This is a genomic window from Chryseobacterium echinoideorum, assembly GCF_007474535.1.
GTDB lineage: Bacteria > Bacteroidota > Bacteroidia > Flavobacteriales > Weeksellaceae > Chryseobacterium > Chryseobacterium echinoideorum.
In genome coordinates this window covers 69,009-89,494 of the sequence record NZ_VKNW01000013.1, presented here as the reverse complement: position 1 = coordinate 89,494, position 20,486 = coordinate 69,009, and the positions used below count along the sequence as shown (strand labels likewise).

Sequence of the window (20,486 nt, the reverse complement as noted above, 5' to 3'; positions counted from 1 at the left end):
GCCTATTGGTTACAATACCAAGCCTTATAAGTGCAGAACTGGTTTTGCCTTTGTGATGAAATTTACCGATAAAAAGCAGTATGCTTTATGCTGTAAGCCTTAAGCTTATAGCCTACTGCCTACAGCTATATACAACCTTTAGGGTGGTTTTAGCGGTGGGGCTCACCTGTTCCCATTCCGAACACAGAAGTTAAGCCCACCAGCGCCGATGGTACTGCGAAAGCGGGAGAGTAGGTCGCCGCCAGTTTTTTTTACAAACCTCATACAATAATGTATGAGGTTTTTTTATGCCCTTACTTTTTTGGCTCCTCATTCAAAAAATACTCCAACTCTTCATCAATTCAAAACTCATCAAATCAGAACTCATCTAAATTAGAATAACAAAAAAACCGCTTTACAATAAAGCGGTTTTTATGAATGACTATCATATTTAAAGCTATTTATATTCTGATGGTGTTACTGAAAAATCTGTTGTTGATTTTCCATTTTTATCATAATACATATATTTTAATGTAACTTCATTGTCCCGAAAATTCTTCATATCTGGTGATTTTTTTATACTTTTTAAAGCTTCTTCCTTTGCTGTTATTTTATAATCATTAATTTCATCAGGTGTAAGCTCTTCTTTAATATCATTTGTTAAGGTATAATTGTACTGAAGTGTTGTATGATTGTGTACCGATACACTGTCTAATCTCACTCCTTCGTTTAATAATTGTGGTGTTATTTTATTCATACTGGCAGCTGCTTCTTTTAACTCAGATTCTACTTTATTTTCTTTATTACAAGATGAAAGAAACAATATAGTAAGCGCTAACGGAATGGTAAGATAATTTTTCATATTTAAATATTTGCTTGATTAATTGTTGAATTTATTCAACATAAATTAAGCCAAAAATGATTATAATTCTTTATAAATAGAAATTACTTTGTTAAACCTATTACTATTTGTAACAAAGTTATTATTATAAATACTAATTTTGTATAAAATTTTAGAATGAAAAAAAACATATCAACCATAAAAGGTAACCACTATCCTATTAATTGGTTTCAGAAATTTCTTCTGATTTGCTCAGGTGCAAATATTCACATTATAAGAAAAACGCCAAGTGAATGGAATAAGTTTGCAGGAATAGGAGGTATTGTACTTTTTACAGCTGTTTTTGCTACTCTATCGGCTGCTTATGCTATGTTTACAATTTTTGAAGATTTTTGGGCTTCTATTGGATTTGGGCTTCTTTGGGGATTAATGATTTTTAATCTTGACAGATATATTGTTTCTTCCATTAAAAAGACAGGAACTTGGTGGAATCAGATTGTAATGTCAATTCCAAGATTAATTTTGGCTACATTTTTAGGGATTATTATTTCCAAACCTTTAGAACTTAAAATTTTTGAAAAAGAAGTTAATAAACAGCTTAATACAATTATCCAAAGAAATAAAAAAGATCTACAATCTCAAATGAATGGTAGGATCCTCCAACAAAGCGGACCTTTCGAAACAGAGAAAAAACAGATTGCAGAAAAGGTAAGCCAGTATCAGAAGTCTTACGATTCGGCTGCTGTAGAGTTGGAAAAAGAAATTTTAGGCAAACAGTCAAATTTAACGAGTGGTAAAGAAGGATTTGGACCCAATGCAAAAAGGAAACAAGAGCTAAAGGAGCAGAGAAGAAAAGATCTGGAAAATTATCAAAAACAGATGTCCCCAAGACTCGAATATCTTGATAAAGAAATTTCTAAAGTATATACTAATCTTGAAACTGAGAGAAAATCTACTGAAACTTTTGAAGATAAGTATAATGGTTTTGCAGCAAGGTTACAAGCGTTGGATGAACTTGGTAATCATTCTGCGATTATTGCAACTGCAGCTGCATTTATTATGGGATTATTTATTTGCCTAGAGATTTCTCCTGTTTTGATTAAATTAATTTCGTCTGTAGGACCTTATGACTATCTGTTAGAAAAAACTGAAAATGATTTCAGACTATATTCAAAAGAAAAAATTGAAAAAGGGAATGCATTGACCGATTTCAGGATTGATGATTTCAAGAGTAAACTGGATCAGTAAACCATTACCATCTATTGGCAATGTTTTTTGATTTGTCATCTCTCTCATGTTGTGAATATGATATTTATTTTTCTGATATATTTTCGGCGGTCGCAAAGCGACCGCCGAAAATATATCAGAAAAATTTATAATTTATAAAGAATAATTCGGAGCTTCTGAGGTAATGATCACATCGTGAGGATGAGATTCTTTCAATCCGCTTCCGGTAATCATGACCATTTTCGTTTCGGTTTGCAAAGCTTGGATATCTTTTGCTCCACAATAGCCCATTCCTGCTCTAAGACCTCCTGTCAGCTGAAAAATAACATCTTCCAGTTTTCCTTTGTGAGGAACTCTTCCTTCTATACCTTCCGGGACAAATTTTTTCGCTTCACTCTGGAAATATCTTTCTTTGCCACCTCTTTTCATCGCAGAAAGGCTTCCCATTCCCTGATAAGCTTTAAATTTTCTTCCTTGGTAAATAATTTCTTCCCCAGGAGATTCATCAGTTCCTGCTAAAAGAGATCCTAACATCACAGCTCCTGCACCACTTGCAATCGCTTTTACAATATCGCCTGAAAGCTTAACGCCGCCATCTGCAATTACCGTAACATTTTTAGATTGAGCATATTCATAAACATTGTAAATTGCTGATAGCTGCGGAACTCCAACACCTGCAACAACTCTTGTTGTACAGATAGAACCAGGACCTACTCCTACTTTAAGAACATTTGCTCCTGCATTGATTAAATCTTTTGCAGCATCTGCCGTTACAATATTTCCTCCAACCAAATCTAAATCAGGATAAGCCTTTCTGATTTCTGAAATTTTATCTAAAACACCTTTAGAATGTCCGTGTGCAGAATCTATAGCAACAATATCTACTCCGGCTTTTACCAAAGCAGCAATTCTGTCCATTGTATCTTCGCCAACTCCAACCCCAGCTCCTACGATAAGTCGTCCGTTTTCGTCTTTGTTTGCGTTTGGATACTCTAATTGGTTGTCAATATCTTTGATAGTAATCAGACCAACAAGCTTATTCTCTTTGTCTACAATCGGAAGTTTTTCAACTCTGTTTTTAAGAAGAATTTCTTTAGCTTTTTCCAGATTGGTATTTTTATCAGAAGTGATCAGATTATTTTTGGTCATAATCTCTTCCACTTTCATGTCAAGGTTTTCCTGATATTTTACATCTCTGTTGGTAATAATTCCAATCAAAACATTATCAGGATTTACAACAGGAAGCCCGGAGATTTTATATTTAGCCATGGTATCTTTGGCCTGTGCCAAAGTATGGTCTTTTGTAAGAGTTACAGGATCAGAGATCATTCCGTTTTCTGAACGCTTCACACGGTTTACCTGAGCTGCCTGCTCTTCGATAGACATATTTTTGTGAATGAAGCCCAAACCTCCTACTCTTGCCAAAGCAATTGCTAAATCTGCCTCAGTTACAGTATCCATTGCTGCGGAAACTATGGGAACATTAAGCGTAATTTTATCGGTAAGTCTTGATTTTAAGGAAACCTGGTTTGGTAAAATTTCTGAATAAGAAGGAACTAGAAGCACGTCATCGAAAGTGATGGCTGTCTCTACAATTTTGTTATGAATAGACATCTTTACTTTCTTGCAAAATTAAGGCTTTTTGATGAGATACGAAAATCAGCAGTAATAGTTTAAATAAAAATTAATAATTCATGCTATAAATTAAAAAAAGCCACTGAAACAGTGACTTTACAAAATTAATATAATTAAATATGAAGTTATTGATCTGAGACAGAATTGATCATTCTGGAAATGTCATCTGCCGAAAAACTACCTTTGATATCTACAAAAACCATTTCTTTTTTGGAGTTTACGGTAATCATCATATTTTTGATGATGTCACCTTTTTGTTTTACTCTGATATTAACATTATCTCCATCATGCTTTATCGTTGCCCAGTCTTCATACTGATTGGAGTTGAGATAATTTGTGTAATCTCTGAGAAGTTTCTGGCTTCCGTTTTCAACAGTCATTACTTTGATTTTGGAGATTTTTTTCACCATATTGATGATAGCTTCGCTTTCTCCGTCTTCTCTTAAGGCTTTTTTAATGTAAGGTTTGGCTAAAAAGAGCGGTACATTAAAACTTGCAAACTGAGCATTTTCAAAATCATAATCACTAGAAAAAAACGCAATATTGGGTTTGTCGGAAACAATGCATGATTGTAACAGCAATAAAGTACAGCCAAAGAGAAAAATGTTTTTTAAGATTTTCATGGCAATTGATTTTTAGTTTATTTTACTCAGGCTTCCGCCAGAAACTTTATCTATTTTTGAATCTACTTCAGGGTTTCCTTTTAGCCTTACTGATCCTCCGGAAGATGCCCTTACTTTAAGTTTATCTTTAACATACAAAGAAAGACTCGCTCCTGATGTGGCTTCAGCTTCAGCTGTATTAATTATAAAACCATTGGCTTTGCATGATGCTCCGCTGCTCAGATCTATTATGGCAGTTTTTGCCACCCCTTCAAAAGCAGAGCTTGCACCGCTTGAATTTTTTAAAACTAATTTCTGAGCAGTAAGATCTGCCTTAACATTAGATCCTGAGTTCACATCAAAATTAGCAATATCTGCATCAAATTTACCTTTGATCGTAGAGCCGGATGAAGCATTGACATTCAAATTATTTTCTCTTACTGTATTTACCGCGGTAAATGATGCACCTGAAGAAGTTTCAACAGAATTCATTTTTGGAGATGAAACATTTACCGTTAAATTTTTAAATCTCAGATTTCTTATCCCTTTATTATCAATATAAATTTTTAAAACACCGTTTTCATTTTTTGTAATGACATATTGTAATTTATCTGCATCTGCCAAAACTTTTATGCTGGTTGTGTTTTCCTGCTTATAATTTACATTGATTCCCATGCTCACATCAATTTTAGAAAACTCACCAACGTTTCTGTTTTCTCCGTTAAGGTAAGATGATGTATTTTCTGAATTAAAGCTGCTTCTCAACGATTGTGTTGCAGAAGTAGTTTTTATTTCTGTTGAATTGATAATATTATTCACATCATCCATTCTCATTTTTCCGTTCAGAATAAAAATGGCAATCTCATCTTTAGAATCTACATTAAAGATCAGATTCTCAAGTACTCCGTCTTTTGCATTTTCTGCTAAGAACTTCATGGAGACATCATCATTTTTAATTGACATCAATTCATTAAGTTTCAGATCTGTCAAAAGTTTAGCTACTCTTTTACTTTTTTCCTGATTCATTTTTATCTGTCCTTGGTTTTCAGACTTTAATTCATCCGGAAAAGTTATTTTTGAAAATACCAAAAGCTTTAAACCATTTACGTCACGCATGAGTGGTTTTATTTTTCCGATATATTCATTGCTTATATCAATTCTATCCAACAGGTCAAACATAGGTTTTTTGATGTTGATAGAGGTCACGCCGTTTTTATTTTCAAATGAATCAAAAAATTGATCTAGCTTTTCTGTCTGTGCAGAATAATTTACAAAAGCTGTAATAAAAAGAGTGAGTATAAAAAATATTTTTTTCATGGGGTCTACTTAAATTTAATTGATTATAAGCCTGATCAGTTGCATAATCTTATCGTTAATAATCTATTCTACGTTATCCATCACTTTAGTGCTCAGCGCCTGATTAACATTAGTTGCCATCACCTGAAATGAATACTTGGTTACATTGATTGCTTCTTCTACGTTGTCAATCCTTTTTCCGTTTACAATTACATACGAATCTTTATATCCGAGGGAATCGGCTAAGCTTGTTTGAGAATTATTATAAACATATTTTGGTTTTCTTTCTTTTTTTATCCTGCTTTTTTTAGATAAAATCTCATCCAGAACATCACTTTCTGCTAAAGTATTTTCCTGAAATAGAGAATCTTTTTTTGTGCCGGAAACAGAGTCAGTAACATGAGTGGCAACCTGTAAATTGTGGTTGTGATTTTCTGCAATAAATTCATTTTTTTGCTTCAAAACTTCATTTTTAACCAGATTTTCTTTGTCTGTAATTTTGTTTTGATTCGGATTAAAAATAAAGACTAATCCGAAAATAATTATTACACTTGCCGCCATCCAAAACCATTTCGGAAACGAAGGTTTCTTGTTTTGAAGAGGAATAACCTGAATTTCAGCTGACGATTTTGTTTCTTTGCTTTCCGCTTTTTTGAGGAAGTCATCAAAATCCCAGTTCATTTTTTCTTCCTTTAAGCTTTGGAAGACTTCATTATATTTATCTTGAAATTTGTCGTTGTTCATAGCTCATCAATTGGGTGATTTGTTCTTTTACTTTTTGTCTTGCACGCATCAGATTGACTCTTACTGCGTTTTCTTCCATTTCCAGCATTTCGGAAATTTCAGAAACTTCATACTCTTCCACATCTTTCAGATGAATAACCATCTTTTGTTTTTCGGGAAGCTGATTGATAAATCCTACAATTTGCTCTTTCAGATTATTGACTTCCATGCTGTACAATTCCGAACGGTGAAGCTGCAGATCTGCAAAGCCCAGTTTCACATCATGATGCTTCAGTCGGTTGAGACATTCATTTCTAACTGATTTTAAAGCATAGGATTTTAGATTTCCAAACTGCTCCAGCTCGTCTTTCTTTTGCCAAAATTTGATCATCAGATCCTGCACAATATCTTCGGCTTCATCGCTGCTCAGTACAAATCTTTTCGCAAAACGGAACATCTCATCGCTGAGAATAAATACCGTATTCCTGAAAGTTTCCTGAGTCATAAGTTTTGTTTCTATTAATAAGACAACCAGAACTTTGAATTTATTACATTAAAAACAAAAAAACTTCAAAAAAATGAAGTTTTTAGTTTTATTTCTAAGAATGGTTTTAATAATTCTCAAAAATATATTTCAAAATCCCTTTATCTTCGTCTGTTAAAGGTATTTTTCTTCTTGTCATTACTTTTTCGGCAACTTCGTACGCTTTGTCAAGTTTAAAACGCTCGTCATCTTTGAAACCGCCCCAGGAAAAGTTTTCGATCAGGTTCGGAGGAAATCCTTCTCTGAAAATATTAGAAGCCACTCCAATAACTGTTCCTGTATTCAGCTGAGTATTGATGGCGGTTTTAGAATGGTCTCCCATGATTAAGCCCGCGAACTGTAAACCGGTATCCTGAAAATCTTTGGTTCTGTAATTCCACAATTTTACATTTCCGTAATTGTTTTTAAGGTTGGAAGAGTTGGTATCTGCTCCCAGATTACACCATTCACCAATGACAGAATTTCCAACAAAACCATCATGTCCTTTATTGGAATATCCAAAAATAATGATGTTGCTTACTTCTCCACCAACTTTAGAATGCGGACCAACCGTTGTTGCCCCGTAAATTTTTGCTCCTAAATTAAATTTTGAGCTTTCGCAAAGTGCAATCGGGCCACGAAGATTACAGCCTTCCATCACCTCTGCATTTTTTCCGATGTAAATTTTCCCGGTCTTAGTATTGATCGTTGAAAACTCAACTTCGGCTCCTTCTTCTATAAAGAGATCTTCCTTCTTCCCTAAAAATCCGTTGGTAGATGATAATTCCTGAGAAGTTTTTCCTTTGGTTAATAATTCAAAATCAAAATTAATGGCTTCTTTGTTATAGGTGAAAAGATCGGTTGGCTTTTTAAAGAAGATGAGTTTATCTTTAATGTCCGTCATTTTTTCGATCTTGTTCAACGAAAAACCTTCCATATTGATTTTTGCAGCAACCAATTCATCTTCATACACCAAAGCTTCGCCCTGTTTCAAATTTTTAATTTGTTGGATAACTGTTTCTGTCGGTAAAAAATTAGGGACTAAAAACAGGCTTTCCTTTTTTGCAGGTTCTCTGAATTTCTGCTGAAGATACCATTCTGTAAACCAGGAGATTTCGTCAGAACTTAAAATTTTCTGCCATCTTTCGGAAAAAGTAAGGATTCCACAACGCATTTCTGCGACTGGACGGGTAAAAGTAAGCGGAAGAAAATCTTCCCAATATTGTGCATCGGAGAATACGAGTTGCATTTTATTAGAGGTTAGAGGTTAGAGGTTAGAGGTTAGAGGTTAGAGGTTAGAGGTTGAAAGTTGACCATTTCTATTCAATAATCAACTTTAGCTCTAGTTTCTAGCTAAAAGCAAAAATACAAATACTTAAACTAAATTCTTCACCCGGCTACAAAAAAAGTCTTCCGAAAACCGAAAGACTTTTAAATATGGTATAATCAAAAAATTACTTAGCGAATTTTTTGTATTTGTTCATGAACTTGTCAACTCTACCTGCAGTATCAACCAATTTAGTTTTTCCTGTGTAGAAAGGGTGAGAAGTAGAAGAGATTTCCATTTTGATCAATGGGTACTCCTGACCTTCAAACTCAATAGTGTCTTTAGTATCTGCTGTAGACTTGCAAAGAAACATTTCGTCGTTACTCATATCTTTGAAAACAACAAGTCTATAATTTTCTGGGTGAATTCCGTTTTTCATGTGTAAACTTTTATAATTTAAAAAATTAAACTTTGCTTTCGAAATAGTAATGGATATTTCTCTGCTAAATTTTAGGTTGCAAAAATACAAATATTTTTATTATATACAAATACTCGGTTAAGAATTTTTTCAGACATAAGAATATTAAAGTATTTTCGTTAAATTTGAAACTTGTATCAATGTAATCTTAATGAAGTCGTTATAACTGCTTAATATTCGTAAAAGATCAATATATGTAAGCGGTTTTCATATGACCAATAAATAATAAATATCAACTTATGAAATATAAATCATTACTTTTTTTATCTGTATTGATGTTAATTTTTGCAGTTTCATGCAATCAGGACGACATCAGTTTCGATGCTCCTTCACAAGAGCTGAGATTTTCCAGAGATACTGTTTTTTGTGACACGGTTTATCATCAGGTAAGATCTGAAACGTACGCCGTAAAAGTATTTAATAATGAAGATAAAGACGTGATGATCCCAAGAATTCATCTGGAAAAGGGTGCCTCATCTTTATACAGAATCAATGTGGATGGAAAAGCAGGGCATGATTTCCAAAATGTTCCTTTAAGAAAGAAAGATAGCTTGTACATATACGTAGAAATTGCGCCACAGGCTACAGGACCTGAAGCAATTGCGGAAGACAGGGTTTTGTTTACCACAGGAGCAGGACAGCAGCATGTTACTTTGTTTTCTGTAGTGCAAGATGCCGAATTTTTTATACAGACACCGTCAAACCCTAATGTAATTACCAATCATACAACCTGGACTAATAACAAGGCTAAAATTATCTATGGGAATTTAACAGTTGACCAAAATATTAATTTAAGTATTGAACCGGGAACAAAGGTTTATTTTCATAAGAACAGCGGGATGAAAGTTTCGCAGGGAGCAATTCTCAATATCAACGGAACTTTAGATAAACAGGTAATTCTTCGTGGTGACAGAAATGATACATATTATGATACCATTCCTAGAAACTGGAAATCTATAAAAATGGAAGAAGGCTCTACGCTGAATATGAATCATGCAAGACTTTTTGGCGGAACGACAGGTCTGGAGATGAAGGAAGTAAACGCCAATATTAGAAATTCATTTATTCATACCTTTCAGGACTATGGGATTTATGCGGTAGGCTGTACTGTAAATGCTAATAATCTGGTGATGAATAACTGCGGAGAATCGGCGATTGGGATATTCAGAGGAGGAAATCATTCTTATACCCACGTGACTATAGCCAACTATTCTCAGGTTTTATTTAATCAAAACAGAATGGGAATTTTTGCAACTAATGAATGGAAAAACGAAAACGGACAAATTGTTTTTGGAGCTCTTCAGAATTTAAACATTCTTAATAGTATTGTGTATTCTGACCAGGGAGATTCGGTGAATTTTGAAGCAATTAACGGTCAGCAGTTTCAATATTTAATTCAAAATTCTTTAATTAAATATTCAGGTTTGTCAGGTGCAGGATTTAGTTTTGACAATAACCCAACCAACAGCATTATTCAAAGTTATAAAAATGAGGATCCTAAATTCGTCAATTATTTTGCGGCACAAATGAATCTTCGGGTAAAAAATGATTCACCTGCTAAAAATAAAGGAGATGTGACGATAGCAGGAACAGTTCCTACGGATATTGTTGGTGTTTCAAGAACATCCAATCCAACATTAGGAGCTTATCAATAGATTTTTTAATAAAATTAATTTAACTTTTACTTCTGTTTTTCAAATATGGAAATTACAAGTCTTCAACAGCAAGTTGATGAATGGATAAAAACTATTGGTGTCCGCTATTTTAACGAACTTACCAATATGGCAATGCTCACCGAAGAAGTGGGTGAAGTGGCAAGAATTATTGCAAGAAGGTATGGTGAACAAAGCGAAAAGGAAAGCGATAAAACCAAAGATTTAGGTGAAGAATTGGCAGATGTACTGTTTGTTACATTGTGTTTAGCCAATCAAACGGGAGTCAATTTACAGGAAGCTTTTGATAAAAAAATGAAATTGAAGACTGATCGGGATAAAGATCGTCATCTGAATAATGAGAAACTTAAATAGTTATCCATGATGAGTTATAGGTTATAAATACTTTTAACGAATCTTTTTAATAAAGGTGGAACAATGAAGAAGCTTGAAAAACAAAAATTAATAGGAAATAAAACCATACAAATAAGCGGTTCGAAAAGTATTTCGAATCGTTTGTTGATTTTGGAAAGTTTATTTTCAAACATAGAAATTGGGAATTTATCCAATTCTCAGGATACGCAATTGCTTAAAAAAGCATTGTCTTCGGAATGTGAAACCATTGATATTCACCATGCAGGAACAGCGATGCGTTTTTTGACTTCCTATTTTTCTATTCAGGAAGGGAAAACAACGATCCTTACCGGATCCGGAAGAATGAAAGAACGACCGATCAAAAATCTGGTAACTGCTTTACAAAATTTAGACGTTGAAATTGAATACTTAGGAAATGAAGGATTTCCACCTTTAAAAATTAAGGGAAGAAAAATCACTCGGTCGAAAGTAGATGTTCCTGTCAATATTTCGAGTCAGTTTATCACGTCTCTTTTACTGATTGCGGGAAAACTGGAAAACGGTTTGGAGATTAATTTAGTTGGCGAAGTGACTTCAAGGTCTTATATCGAAATGACTTTGGATATTTTAACCAAATTCGGAATTAAAAATAGATTCATTGGTAATACTATAATAGTAGAATCATTTGTCAATGATCAACAATCAGGAATCACCTACGAAGTTGAAAGCGATTGGAGCTCTGCCTCTTATTTTTATTCGTTTGCAGCCATCGGAAGAGAAACGATTCATCTAAAAAGTTTTTATAAAGAATCTACACAGGGAGATTCTGCGATTGCTAATATCTATGAAAAGTTCTTCGGAATTAAAACTATTTTTATGGAAGAGGAACATCAATTAAGCGTTCAGCCGATTGAAAATTTTCAGTTTCCGGAAAAGATTGTCTTGGATATGAATAATTGTCCTGATATTGCGCAAACGCTTTGCGTAACGGCAGCGGCATTGAAAATTCCTTTTGAAATTTCAGGTTTGGGCACTCTGAAAGTAAAAGAAACTGATCGGCTTTCAGCGTTGCACAACGAATTAAAAAAACTCGGAACGGAAACGGAAATTTCAGACTCTACAATACGATCAGTCAGCTTCAATAATCCGGAAGAAAATATTGCTATCAAAACATATCAGGATCATAGAATGGCAATGAGTTTTGCGCCATTCTGCCTCATCAAAGAACTGACCATAGAAGATGAAGATGTAGTAGAAAAATCTTATCCGATGTTTTGGAAGGATTTGTCTGAACTGCTAACTTTAAAATGATTAAATTTGTTTTATCAGTACATCAATAAAATTTAGACCTATGGAAATTACAAGTCTCAGCCAACTTGATATGAATGCATCTTACACTTATGCAGATTATCTTATGTGGAAACTCAAAGAAAGAGTGGAGCTATTCAAAGGTAAAATTTTGAAAATGAGTCCTGCTCCGTCTCCGATGCATCAAAAAATATCCCAGAAGATAAATCAAGCTCTTTATTCTTATTTTGAAAAAAGTCCTTGTGAGTTATTTTATGCTCCTTTTGATGTGCGTTTACCAAGTAAAACCGGAGAAATTATTACTGTTGTGCAGCCTGACCTATGCGTGATTTGTGACAGAAATAAAATTGATGACAAAGGTTGTCTTGGGGCGCCCGATCTGATCATAGAAATTTTATCTCCCGGAAATTCAAAAAAAGAAATGAATTTAAAATTCAGTTTATACGAAGAGTCAGGAGTTTCAGAATATTGGGTGGTAGATCCGAGCGAAAAGTTTATTTTGATTTACAGTCTGGAAAATGGTGAATATATTAGCCGAAAGCCTGTTGCAGACGGCGAAATGCTGCAGTCTATCAAATTTAAAGATCTTACATTTTCTACTCAGGATTTGTATGAATTTTAATAAAACTTTTTGTACTAATAACAAATAAAAGACTTTGTCAATTTTCTGGCAAAGTTTTATTTTTGAAATCATTTATTTAAAAATTAAAAACATTGAATAAAACCATCATCATCACAGGAACTTCCTCAGGAATTGGTTTCGTCTTAGCAGAATATTTCGGAAAGAAAGGTTATAAGGTGTACGGTCTTAGCCGAAAATTCACTGAAAGCGCATATTTCCAATCAATCCCGGCAGACATCACAGACAATGATGCTGTTCAGAATGCAATTTCTGAAGTTTTAAAAGCAGAAAACAGAATCGACGTTCTGATCAACAACGCAGGGATGGGGATGGTGGGTTCCGTAGAAGATTCTTCAAAAGAGGATATTTTAAAACTATTCAACCTTAATCTTGTTGGTGCAGTTCAGATGATGAGTGCCGTTTTGCCTAAAATGAGAGAGAATAAATTTGGGCAGATCATCAATGTTTCCAGCATCGGAAGTGAAATGGGGTTACCTTTTCGTGGGTTTTATTCAGCGTCAAAATCGGCTCTGGATAAAGTAACTGAAGCAATGAGATATGAAGTTTATCCCTGGAATGTGAGCGTTTGTTCGCTTCATTTGGGTGACATTAAAACCAATATTGCAGAAAACCGGGTAAGAACAAAAGTTTCTGAGCCGTACAAGAATGTTTTCGAGAAAGTTTATGCTTTGATGAACTCTCATGTAGGCGATGGTAACGCACCTTTGGAAGTTGCAGAATATGTTGAGAAACTTTTAAACAAAAATAAATGGAAAGCTCATTATTATTTCGGTAAATTAGGGCAGAAAATCGGTGTTCCTTTAAAATGGATTTTACCACAGGGAACGTATGAGAATTTAATGAAAAAATATAATAAACTAGATAAAAATTAGTTGATTGATTGGATGCATTGTCATTCTGAAAGGGATGAAATGCAGTGAAGAATTTTTATTGATTGAGATTCTTTATTCCGCTTCGCTACTTTCAGAATGATAAAATTGAAGTTATTTTTAAACATATTTTTTGTGATGTTTTGCGTTTTTGTACCAGCGCAAAAGAAACATTATTTTCTTATAGATACAGAAACCAAGACTAAAAAAAAGGTAAAAGATTCACTTTCTGCCGTAAAATTTCTTGATTCTCTTGCGCAAAGCAATTATTTCTTTACGGAACTGAAAGACGTAAAAATAAAAGGAGACAGCACAGAAATTTACTATGACAAAGGGAAAAACTTTAACGAAACATACGTTAATCTTTCAGATTCTATTGTAGGAAAATTAAAACTGGAAAAAGAGTTTTTTACTAAAAATTTAGATTCCGTAAAAAAAAATATCAACAAAAAATATATAGACGACGGTTTTGCATTCAGCAGAATAAAATCAAAGTTTAAAGGACAAAAAAAAGGGTATCCGGTTGTTGAGCTGGATATCAACAAAAATGATAAGCGTACCATTGATGGATTTGTGGTAAAAGGTTACACCAGAGTTCCGAAAAGATTCATCAGAAATTTGGATAAAGATTTTAAAGGAAAAACATACGACGACAAGAATCTTATTGCCATCAATAAAAACTTTCAGAGTCATCCTTTTGTAAGTCTGGAAAGGCAGCCACAAACCCTTTTTACCAAAGATTCCACGCAGATCTATCTTTTTATGGAAAAGAAAAAAACCAATACTTTTGATGGGGTGATTGGTTTTGGAAACGATAAGACAGACAAATTTACGCTCAACGGAACGCTGAATGTCAATTTCAGAAATATGTTTAATGGTTTTGAGACCATCAACTTATATTGGCAGCGTAATCCTGACAAAGGTCAGACTTTTGATTTGCAGACAGACATTCCATATTTATTCAGTTCTAATGTGGGACTAAATATGAAAGTCAATATCTTCAGACAAGATTCTACATTTGCGAACGTAAAAGCATTGCCAGCATTTTATTATCACATCAATAACCGTCAGAAAATTGGTCTCCGCGGAACATTTGAATCATCAACTATCATTGATAGCCTTTACATTCAGGGGAAAGATTACAACAAAAAAGGAATCGGAGTTTTCTTTGATATGACAGAACCTTCTGAAATTGATCTTTTTCTTTACAAATCAAAACTGAATGTCGGGTACGATTTTTTGGCAACAAAATATACCGTGGATAATATAAAAGCTAATCAGAACCAGTTTTACTTTTTTGGAGAATACAATTATAACATCAATGGCAACCATTTTCTCAATATTAAAGGAGAGGGGGCAATGATGGATTCTAAGATAGACTTTTCTGCCAATGAATTGTACCGTTTCGGAGGCTGGAATTCCCTCCGGGGTTTTAATGAAAATTCTCTTGCGGCAGATTTTTTCTATTATGCGGGTGTTGAGTACCGTTATCTTATAGGCAATCAGGCATTTTTTGATGTTTTTGGTCAGTACGGACAGCTCAACAACAAATCATTGAATGTGAAACCAAAGCTGTATAGTGTCGGTCTCGGTTTCAACTTCTTTATTCCGTTAGGGTTAATGAGTTTTCAGCTATCCAACGGGAATGAGTTTGGAAATCCTTTTAAATTCAATGACATCAAAATTCATTGGGGAATCCTCAGTCGTTTTTGATCATCTTTTTTTTTCTAATTTTTTTTTAGGAGCTGTTTCCGGCTATCCGCTCATACTCCTCGCTCGGTCGGCTCCGCTTTGCTCCGCCGCCTCACTGCGGGGTAACCGCTGCTATCCGGGCTAGGAATTGCACCAAATAGGAGCGAATCAGGATAAGATTGAAAGTAAATGCTGTATTCAATATTTTTCCTAAACAGAAGGATGCAAATTTAGAAATATAGATAACAAAAAAAGCTCTTAAAAAGAGCTTTTTTTGTTGTTCGAAGTAGCCTATAGGAGAATCGAACTCCTGTTGCAAGGATGAAAACCTTGAGTCCTGACCACTAGACGAATAGGCCGAATTTTGAGGTTGCAAAAATATCAATAAACTTTTAAACTTCAAAATTTTACTGCCTATTTAAAATTCTTTTGAATAACTGTATTTTTTATGCCTTTGTCTTCCAGGTCTTTCTGGAGTTTTACAGCATCTTCCAAAGTGTAGACTTTTCCGTAAGTATAATAGAAAATACCGTTAGATTTGTTTCTTTCGACATCTTTCAAGGTCTGAAGGATATAGGAATTTGCACTTAATTTATCTTTTCCTGTATACACCTCAATATTATAATAACCAGTCACCAATTTTTGATTTGGCATAAAACCTACTGCATATGCATTTCTAAAACCAGCATCTTTAGCCGTTTTAAGGTTGATGTCTTTTACAGAAGCCATATTTGTTACGCCATAATAATATTTATAAATCCCATTTTCTTTGATTGGAAGGATGTAATTCAAACCACGAAGTTCAGGATCATTCAAATTATATTTTCTCGGAACAGTCATCAGAAGAATTCTGAAATCATTTTTCAAAGGAACTTCTACAGGCTTTTGAGGCTCTGGCTTTTTAGTTATGATCTCTACTCCTGCTTTTCTGTCTTTGGCTTTTTTATATTCTATAATAGCTTTATAAATATTGTCTGCTACTTCATCCTGTCCTTTTTCTGAGCTTAGATAAAGAGCGTCATCATAATTGTTCACAAATCCAGTTTCGATAAGGATAGAAGGCATGGCACTTCTTCGCAGAATGTGGAGGTTTTCCTGTTTAACTCCTCTTGAGAAACGACCGCTTTTTTCAAAATTGGCCTCCACAAAACTTCCTACAATAAGGCTGTTTTCAAGATATTTACTTTGCTGAAGTTTTAAAGCAATCAATGATTCGGGGGAAGAAGGGTCATAGGATGCGAAGGTTTCCTTATCTTTTTCATCAAGATAAATTACGTTGTTTTCCTGTTTGGCTACTTCCAGATTTTCTCTATTTTGAGCAGGACCCTGTACAAAAGTTTCCGTACCTCTTGCTGTCGCAGTTCTGCTTGCCGAAGAGTTGACATGTACAGAGATAAATAAGTCTGCCTTGCTTCGATTTGCGATATTGGTTCGGTCGGTTAATGAAGGATATTCATCAATTTTCCGCGTATAAATTACTTTAAAATCTTTATTTTTTTCAAGCATTGCTCCCAATTTCAGGACAATGGCAAGCGTAACATTCTTTTCTTCAACCAGACCAATATCAGAATAACTGCGGTTGGCTCCGTGATCACTTCCTCCATGTCCTGCGTCCAAAACTACGGTGAATTTTTTTTGAGAGAAAATGAATGTTGAAGTAAATATGAGAAGAAATGCTAAAATTATTTTAAAATTTAGTTTGTACATCTTTCAGTTTTAAAAATTATAGTATTTTTGAGCCAAATTATACATAAATAAAATTGGACAAAACCGTCTTCAAAAATATATTACAAATTTTAATTATCCTAATTTTTAACAGTTTTTTAGCACAGGAAAGTCCTAAAAAATTCGTTAAGGCAACGATAATTAATGATACCATCGTCAAAAAAGACACCGTAATTGCAGCGAAAGAGTCTTTAGAAGATGTTTTAGAAACTAAAGCAGATGATATCCGCAGAGATGTTCCTAAAAGAATGATTTACCTTAATAAAAATGCACAGGTAAAATATCAGGATCTGCAGATTGATGCAGATTATATTTCCATTGATGAAGAGCGCAATATCTTCTACGCAAGAGGAAAACTGGATTCTTTAGGAAAGTATTCCGAATTGGTGAAAGTAAATCAGGGTGGGAAAGATTATGAGACAGATAATTTTACTTATAATACAAAAACCAAACAGGCAATTGCCTATAATGCAAGAACGGAAGAAAGTGAAGGACTGATTGTTGCTGAAAAAACTAAAAAGTACAACGATTCTGTCTTTGTCATGAGGAGAGGAGAATTTACCACAGATACTTATTATATTGATAAGAAAGACACGCGTCCTGATTATCACCTTTTGGCATCACACATCAAAATGCAGAAAGGTAAAAACAGCTCGTCCCTGATTACAGGTCCTGTACATATGTACATAGAAGATGTTCCCACTCCACTTATTTTACCTTTTGCGATCTTGCCTTTTTCGGATAAACGATCCGCAGGAATTTTGATTCCTAGCTTTGGAGAACGGGAAGATGTTGGGTTTTTTCTAAACGGATTAGGTTATTATCAGCCTATCGGAGAGCATTTCGATCTTAAAATACTTGCAGATATTTATACTAAAGGAAGCTGGAACTTAAGACCTGAAATGAATTATCTCAAAAAATACCGCTATACAGGAAATTTTTCTGCAGATATAGGAAATACGGTAAGAGGAATTAAAGGTTTGGATAATTACAGTAAAACTGGTACTTACCGGATCGCATGGCGACATACTCAGGATGCAAAAGCCAATCCTTTTCTCAATTTTTCAGCTTCAATAGATGTAACGAGTCAGACATTCTATAATAATACGGTTAATAATAATTATATTATGGATCAGAGTGTTCTCAGAACTCAGCAAAACTCTACCCTTACCCTTACCAAAAGGTTTCTGAAGCTTCCTGTAACAATTACCGGAACAGCATCTTATTCTCAAAATTTTGCAACGGGTTTATCAGATTTGAGATTGCCACAAATGAATGTTGCGATCAATCAGTTTTATCTTTTTAAATCAAAAACAGGAACAAGAAGCGGTTTGCTTGAAAATATTACTGTAAATACAGGGCTAAACCTTACGAATTTTGTAAGCACAGACGAAGGAGAGCTGTTTACACAGGCTATGTGGGATAAAATGCAGACTGGTTTGAAAAATAATATCGCTTTAGGTACCAATACTACTTTTGCAAAATATTTTACATTCAGTTTAGGAGCGACCATTGATAATGCATTAACCACCAAAACACTTACTAAATTTTACGATCCTATACAAAATAAGCAAATAGATCAGGTCAATAAAAAATTGGCGGGATACAGTATTTTCTCTACAACAGCAAGTGTGCAGACACAGCTTTACGGGCAGGCAAACTTCAAGAAAGGGAATACCATAGAAGCAATCAGACACATGATGACTCCCAGTATCGGTTTTACTTATTCCCCTGATTTTGGAGAAGAAAAGTTTGGTTATTTCAGAAACTATTATGATGCTAATGGTGCCCTTACTCCTTATTCTATCTTCGATAATGGAATTGTTGGAGCGCCAACAACAGGTATGGTAGGTGCTTTGTCTTACAACATCGGAAATAATATTGAAATGAAGGTGAGGTCTAAAAGTGATTCTACAGGAGTAAAGAAAGTAAAGATATTTGAGTCTTTAAATGTGAGCGGAAACTATAACTTCGCTGCAAAATCTCACCCATGGTCGGTAATTACAGTGAACGGACAATCTTCTTTTTTTGAAAATAAGTTGAGCGTTAATACAAGTTTAGCGATTGAGCCTTACAAAATTTTATTTGCACCAGGTTCAGAAACAGGAATCCGAACTGAGGATTTTGGAAACTTTAGTATACAGGCTTTCAATGTACAGCTTTCCTATCCTTTGAGTAGTGAAATTTTCGGAGAGAAAAAAGAATTTGATAAAATCTACTCGCAGAAAGGGGAGATCAGAAATGAAAATTATTACTTTGATGATGATAATTATGCTCATTTTGATCAGGCTTGGACTTTAAATGTGAATGCTAATTACGCATATACTAAAACGCTCTCCAGAACTCCTACTAAAATTGCTTCAATCGGGTTAGATGGCAGTGTCAAACTTACTCCGTTTTGGAATGTTACAGGAAGTACGCATTATGATTTGATAACCAAAGAACTGGCGTATACTAGGATTGGTTTTTCTAGAGATCAGAGAAGTTTTACCATTAATTTTAACTGGGTGCCTTTCGGACAATATAAAGTTTATGATTTCTTCATAGGAATTAAAGCAAATATTTTAAGCGATGCATTGAAATATAAAGATAGAAGTTTCACTCAGCCCAATGCACCTTTCTAAAATCATATTGGTTTTAGAATATAAATTTTATATTTGCACCCGAAATAAAGTCTAAGGAATATTTATTGCTGTCAAATCTTGGCAATGGTATTTTTTGATTATATTAATTAGATAATGATCAGTCACGATGATACCCAATTAACTAACGTGAATTATTTAATTATTTTACAGGCGAATTATAAAAAGTAATATCTATATGAAGAAAATTGTCAACACAGAAAATGCTCCAGCAGCAATCGGACCTTATTCACAGGCTAATTTAGCCAACGGTGTTTTATATATTTCAGGTCAAATTCCGGTAGATCCTGCAACAGGAAAATTAGTAGAAGGGATTGAAAAAGAAACGCATCAGGTTATGAAAAACCTTGAAGCTATCCTTACAGAAGCAGGAATGACATTTAAAAACGTGGTAAAAGCAAGTATTTTTCTTAAAAGTATGGATGATTTTGCAGTAATGAATGATATTTATGCTTCATATCTTGACGCTGAAAGCTTTCCTGCGCGCGAAACGGTACAGGTATCTTGCCTTCCAAAAAATGTAGATATTGAAATTTCTATGATTGCACATCAGGATTAAATAATGAATTTTATAAGAAATACATTTGCGGTTTTCATGGGTCTTACAATTGCAGGACTCATGATCACTCTTGGTATCAGAGCATTTCCGCAATGGATTACTTTTGAAGCATTCGCTCCTTTTGAGCACTGGGAAAAGTTTCTTGAAAGCATGAAAAGTAATGATGCTTTTTTTGGATTTCTTCTGTTTATTTCTGGATTAGGAACAACAATAGGTGGAGTTGTAACGGCAATGATTGTGAAATATGCTAAAGTAGCTTATGCCATTCTTATTGGGTTTATTATGCTTTTTATAGCGATGTTGGATATTATTATTTTTCCTTATCATCCTACATTTTATAAAATCTCTGTTTTTCTTGTTTTCTTTCCTTTTGCATGGATGGGAGGTAAAATTGTTGAGATAATTTACGAACGGAAGAAAAAAAGACTCACTGCCCAAAAGATGAATCAGTAACATTTTCAATTCTATAAT

The 20,486-nt window shown here is 34.1% G+C and carries 19 protein-coding genes, 1 tRNA gene and 1 rRNA gene; 11 read left to right on the top strand and 10 right to left on the bottom strand.

Annotation, left to right across the window (positions count from 1 at the left end; genetic code table 11):
* Positions 1–139 precede the first annotated feature (139 nt).
* A 5S ribosomal RNA gene (gene rrf, locus FOL89_RS15660) occupies positions 140–247 on the top strand.
* Between the two features lie 189 nt (positions 248–436).
* On the opposite strand, the gene FOL89_RS15655 is transcribed toward rrf, so the two are convergent.
* The gene (locus FOL89_RS15655; RefSeq protein WP_144283708.1) at positions 437–841 is read right to left on the bottom strand and encodes a hypothetical protein; all 405 of its coding nucleotides are present in this window, start codon (positions 839–841) and stop codon (positions 437–439) included.
* A 156-nt stretch (positions 842–997) separates the two neighbouring features.
* Between FOL89_RS15655 and FOL89_RS15650 the strand changes: the two genes are divergently transcribed.
* Entirely contained in the window at positions 998–2,068 is a 1,071-nt protein-coding gene (locus FOL89_RS15650; protein ID WP_144283707.1) for a DUF4407 domain-containing protein, read from the top strand.
* Between the two features lie 132 nt (positions 2,069–2,200).
* Here FOL89_RS15650 and guaB read toward each other — a convergent pair whose 3' ends face one another.
* The 7 genes from guaB to FOL89_RS15615 form a co-directional block, all read right to left on the bottom strand.
* Positions 2,201–3,661, bottom strand: coding sequence for an IMP dehydrogenase (gene guaB / locus FOL89_RS15645; protein ID WP_144283706.1), 1,461 nt, complete (start codon positions 3,659–3,661; stop codon positions 2,201–2,203).
* Positions 3,662–3,807: 146 nt separating this feature from the next.
* Positions 3,808–4,305, bottom strand: coding sequence for a DUF4252 domain-containing protein (locus FOL89_RS15640; protein WP_144283705.1), 498 nt, complete (start codon positions 4,303–4,305; stop codon positions 3,808–3,810).
* Between the two features lie 12 nt (positions 4,306–4,317).
* Complete coding sequence (locus tag FOL89_RS15635; RefSeq protein ID WP_144283704.1) at positions 4,318–5,601, bottom strand: DUF4252 domain-containing protein; 1,284 nt, start codon at positions 5,599–5,601, stop codon at positions 4,318–4,320.
* Between the two features lie 63 nt (positions 5,602–5,664).
* Complete coding sequence (locus FOL89_RS15630; protein WP_228444940.1) at positions 5,665–6,324, bottom strand: hypothetical protein; 660 nt, start codon at positions 6,322–6,324, stop codon at positions 5,665–5,667.
* Positions 6,299–6,808, bottom strand: a complete 510-nt coding sequence (locus tag FOL89_RS15625; protein ID WP_144283703.1) for an RNA polymerase sigma factor — start codon at positions 6,806–6,808, stop codon at positions 6,299–6,301. Before FOL89_RS15625 ends, FOL89_RS15630 begins: the two co-directional genes overlap by 26 nt.
* A gap of 106 nt (positions 6,809–6,914) precedes the next feature.
* Positions 6,915–8,075: a GlmU family protein gene (locus tag FOL89_RS15620; RefSeq protein WP_144283702.1), complete on the bottom strand. Its 1,161-nt coding sequence runs from the start codon at positions 8,073–8,075 to the stop codon at positions 6,915–6,917.
* Between the two features lie 205 nt (positions 8,076–8,280).
* Positions 8,281–8,532, bottom strand: coding sequence for a type B 50S ribosomal protein L31 (locus FOL89_RS15615; protein WP_089745156.1), 252 nt, complete (start codon positions 8,530–8,532; stop codon positions 8,281–8,283).
* 278 nt (positions 8,533–8,810) lie between these two features.
* On the opposite strand from FOL89_RS15615, the gene FOL89_RS15610 reads away from it, so the two are divergent.
* From FOL89_RS15610 to FOL89_RS15585, 6 genes are all read left to right on the top strand, one after another.
* Entirely contained in the window at positions 8,811–10,226 is a 1,416-nt protein-coding gene (locus tag FOL89_RS15610) for a hypothetical protein (protein WP_144283701.1), read from the top strand.
* 45 nt (positions 10,227–10,271) lie between these two features.
* Positions 10,272–10,598 (top strand): nucleotide pyrophosphohydrolase, encoded by a 327-nt coding sequence (locus FOL89_RS15605; protein WP_144283700.1) that lies wholly within the window; start codon positions 10,272–10,274, stop codon positions 10,596–10,598.
* 63 nt (positions 10,599–10,661) lie between these two features.
* Positions 10,662–11,888: a 3-phosphoshikimate 1-carboxyvinyltransferase gene (locus FOL89_RS15600; RefSeq protein WP_144283699.1), complete on the top strand. Its 1,227-nt coding sequence runs from the start codon at positions 10,662–10,664 to the stop codon at positions 11,886–11,888.
* 40 nt (positions 11,889–11,928) lie between these two features.
* A complete protein-coding gene (locus tag FOL89_RS15595) occupies positions 11,929–12,507 on the top strand; it encodes a Uma2 family endonuclease (RefSeq protein ID WP_144283698.1) in 579 nt (192 codons plus the stop codon).
* 92 nt (positions 12,508–12,599) lie between these two features.
* Positions 12,600–13,400: an SDR family oxidoreductase gene (locus FOL89_RS15590; protein WP_144283697.1), complete on the top strand. Its 801-nt coding sequence runs from the start codon at positions 12,600–12,602 to the stop codon at positions 13,398–13,400.
* A 135-nt stretch (positions 13,401–13,535) separates the two neighbouring features.
* A complete protein-coding gene (locus tag FOL89_RS15585; protein WP_228444939.1) occupies positions 13,536–15,110 on the top strand; it encodes a BamA/TamA family outer membrane protein in 1,575 nt (524 codons plus the stop codon).
* Between the two features lie 266 nt (positions 15,111–15,376).
* On the opposite strand, the gene FOL89_RS15580 is transcribed toward FOL89_RS15585, so the two are convergent.
* A tRNA-Glu gene (locus tag FOL89_RS15580) sits at positions 15,377–15,448 on the bottom strand.
* 55 nt (positions 15,449–15,503) lie between these two features.
* Positions 15,504–16,796, bottom strand: coding sequence for an N-acetylmuramoyl-L-alanine amidase family protein (locus FOL89_RS15575; protein WP_144283695.1), 1,293 nt, complete (start codon positions 16,794–16,796; stop codon positions 15,504–15,506).
* Between the two features lie 53 nt (positions 16,797–16,849).
* Between FOL89_RS15575 and FOL89_RS15570 the strand changes: the two genes are divergently transcribed.
* From FOL89_RS15570 to FOL89_RS15560, 3 genes are all read left to right on the top strand, one after another.
* Positions 16,850–19,438, top strand: coding sequence for a putative LPS assembly protein LptD (locus tag FOL89_RS15570; RefSeq protein ID WP_144283694.1), 2,589 nt, complete (start codon positions 16,850–16,852; stop codon positions 19,436–19,438).
* Positions 19,439–19,634: 196 nt separating this feature from the next.
* A complete protein-coding gene (locus tag FOL89_RS15565) occupies positions 19,635–20,015 on the top strand; it encodes a RidA family protein (RefSeq protein WP_144283693.1) in 381 nt (126 codons plus the stop codon).
* A gap of 3 nt (positions 20,016–20,018) precedes the next feature.
* On the top strand, positions 20,019–20,468 hold the full coding sequence (locus FOL89_RS15560; RefSeq protein WP_144283692.1) for a hypothetical protein: 450 nt from the start codon (positions 20,019–20,021) through the stop codon (positions 20,466–20,468).
* Positions 20,469–20,486: the final 18 nt, after the last annotated feature.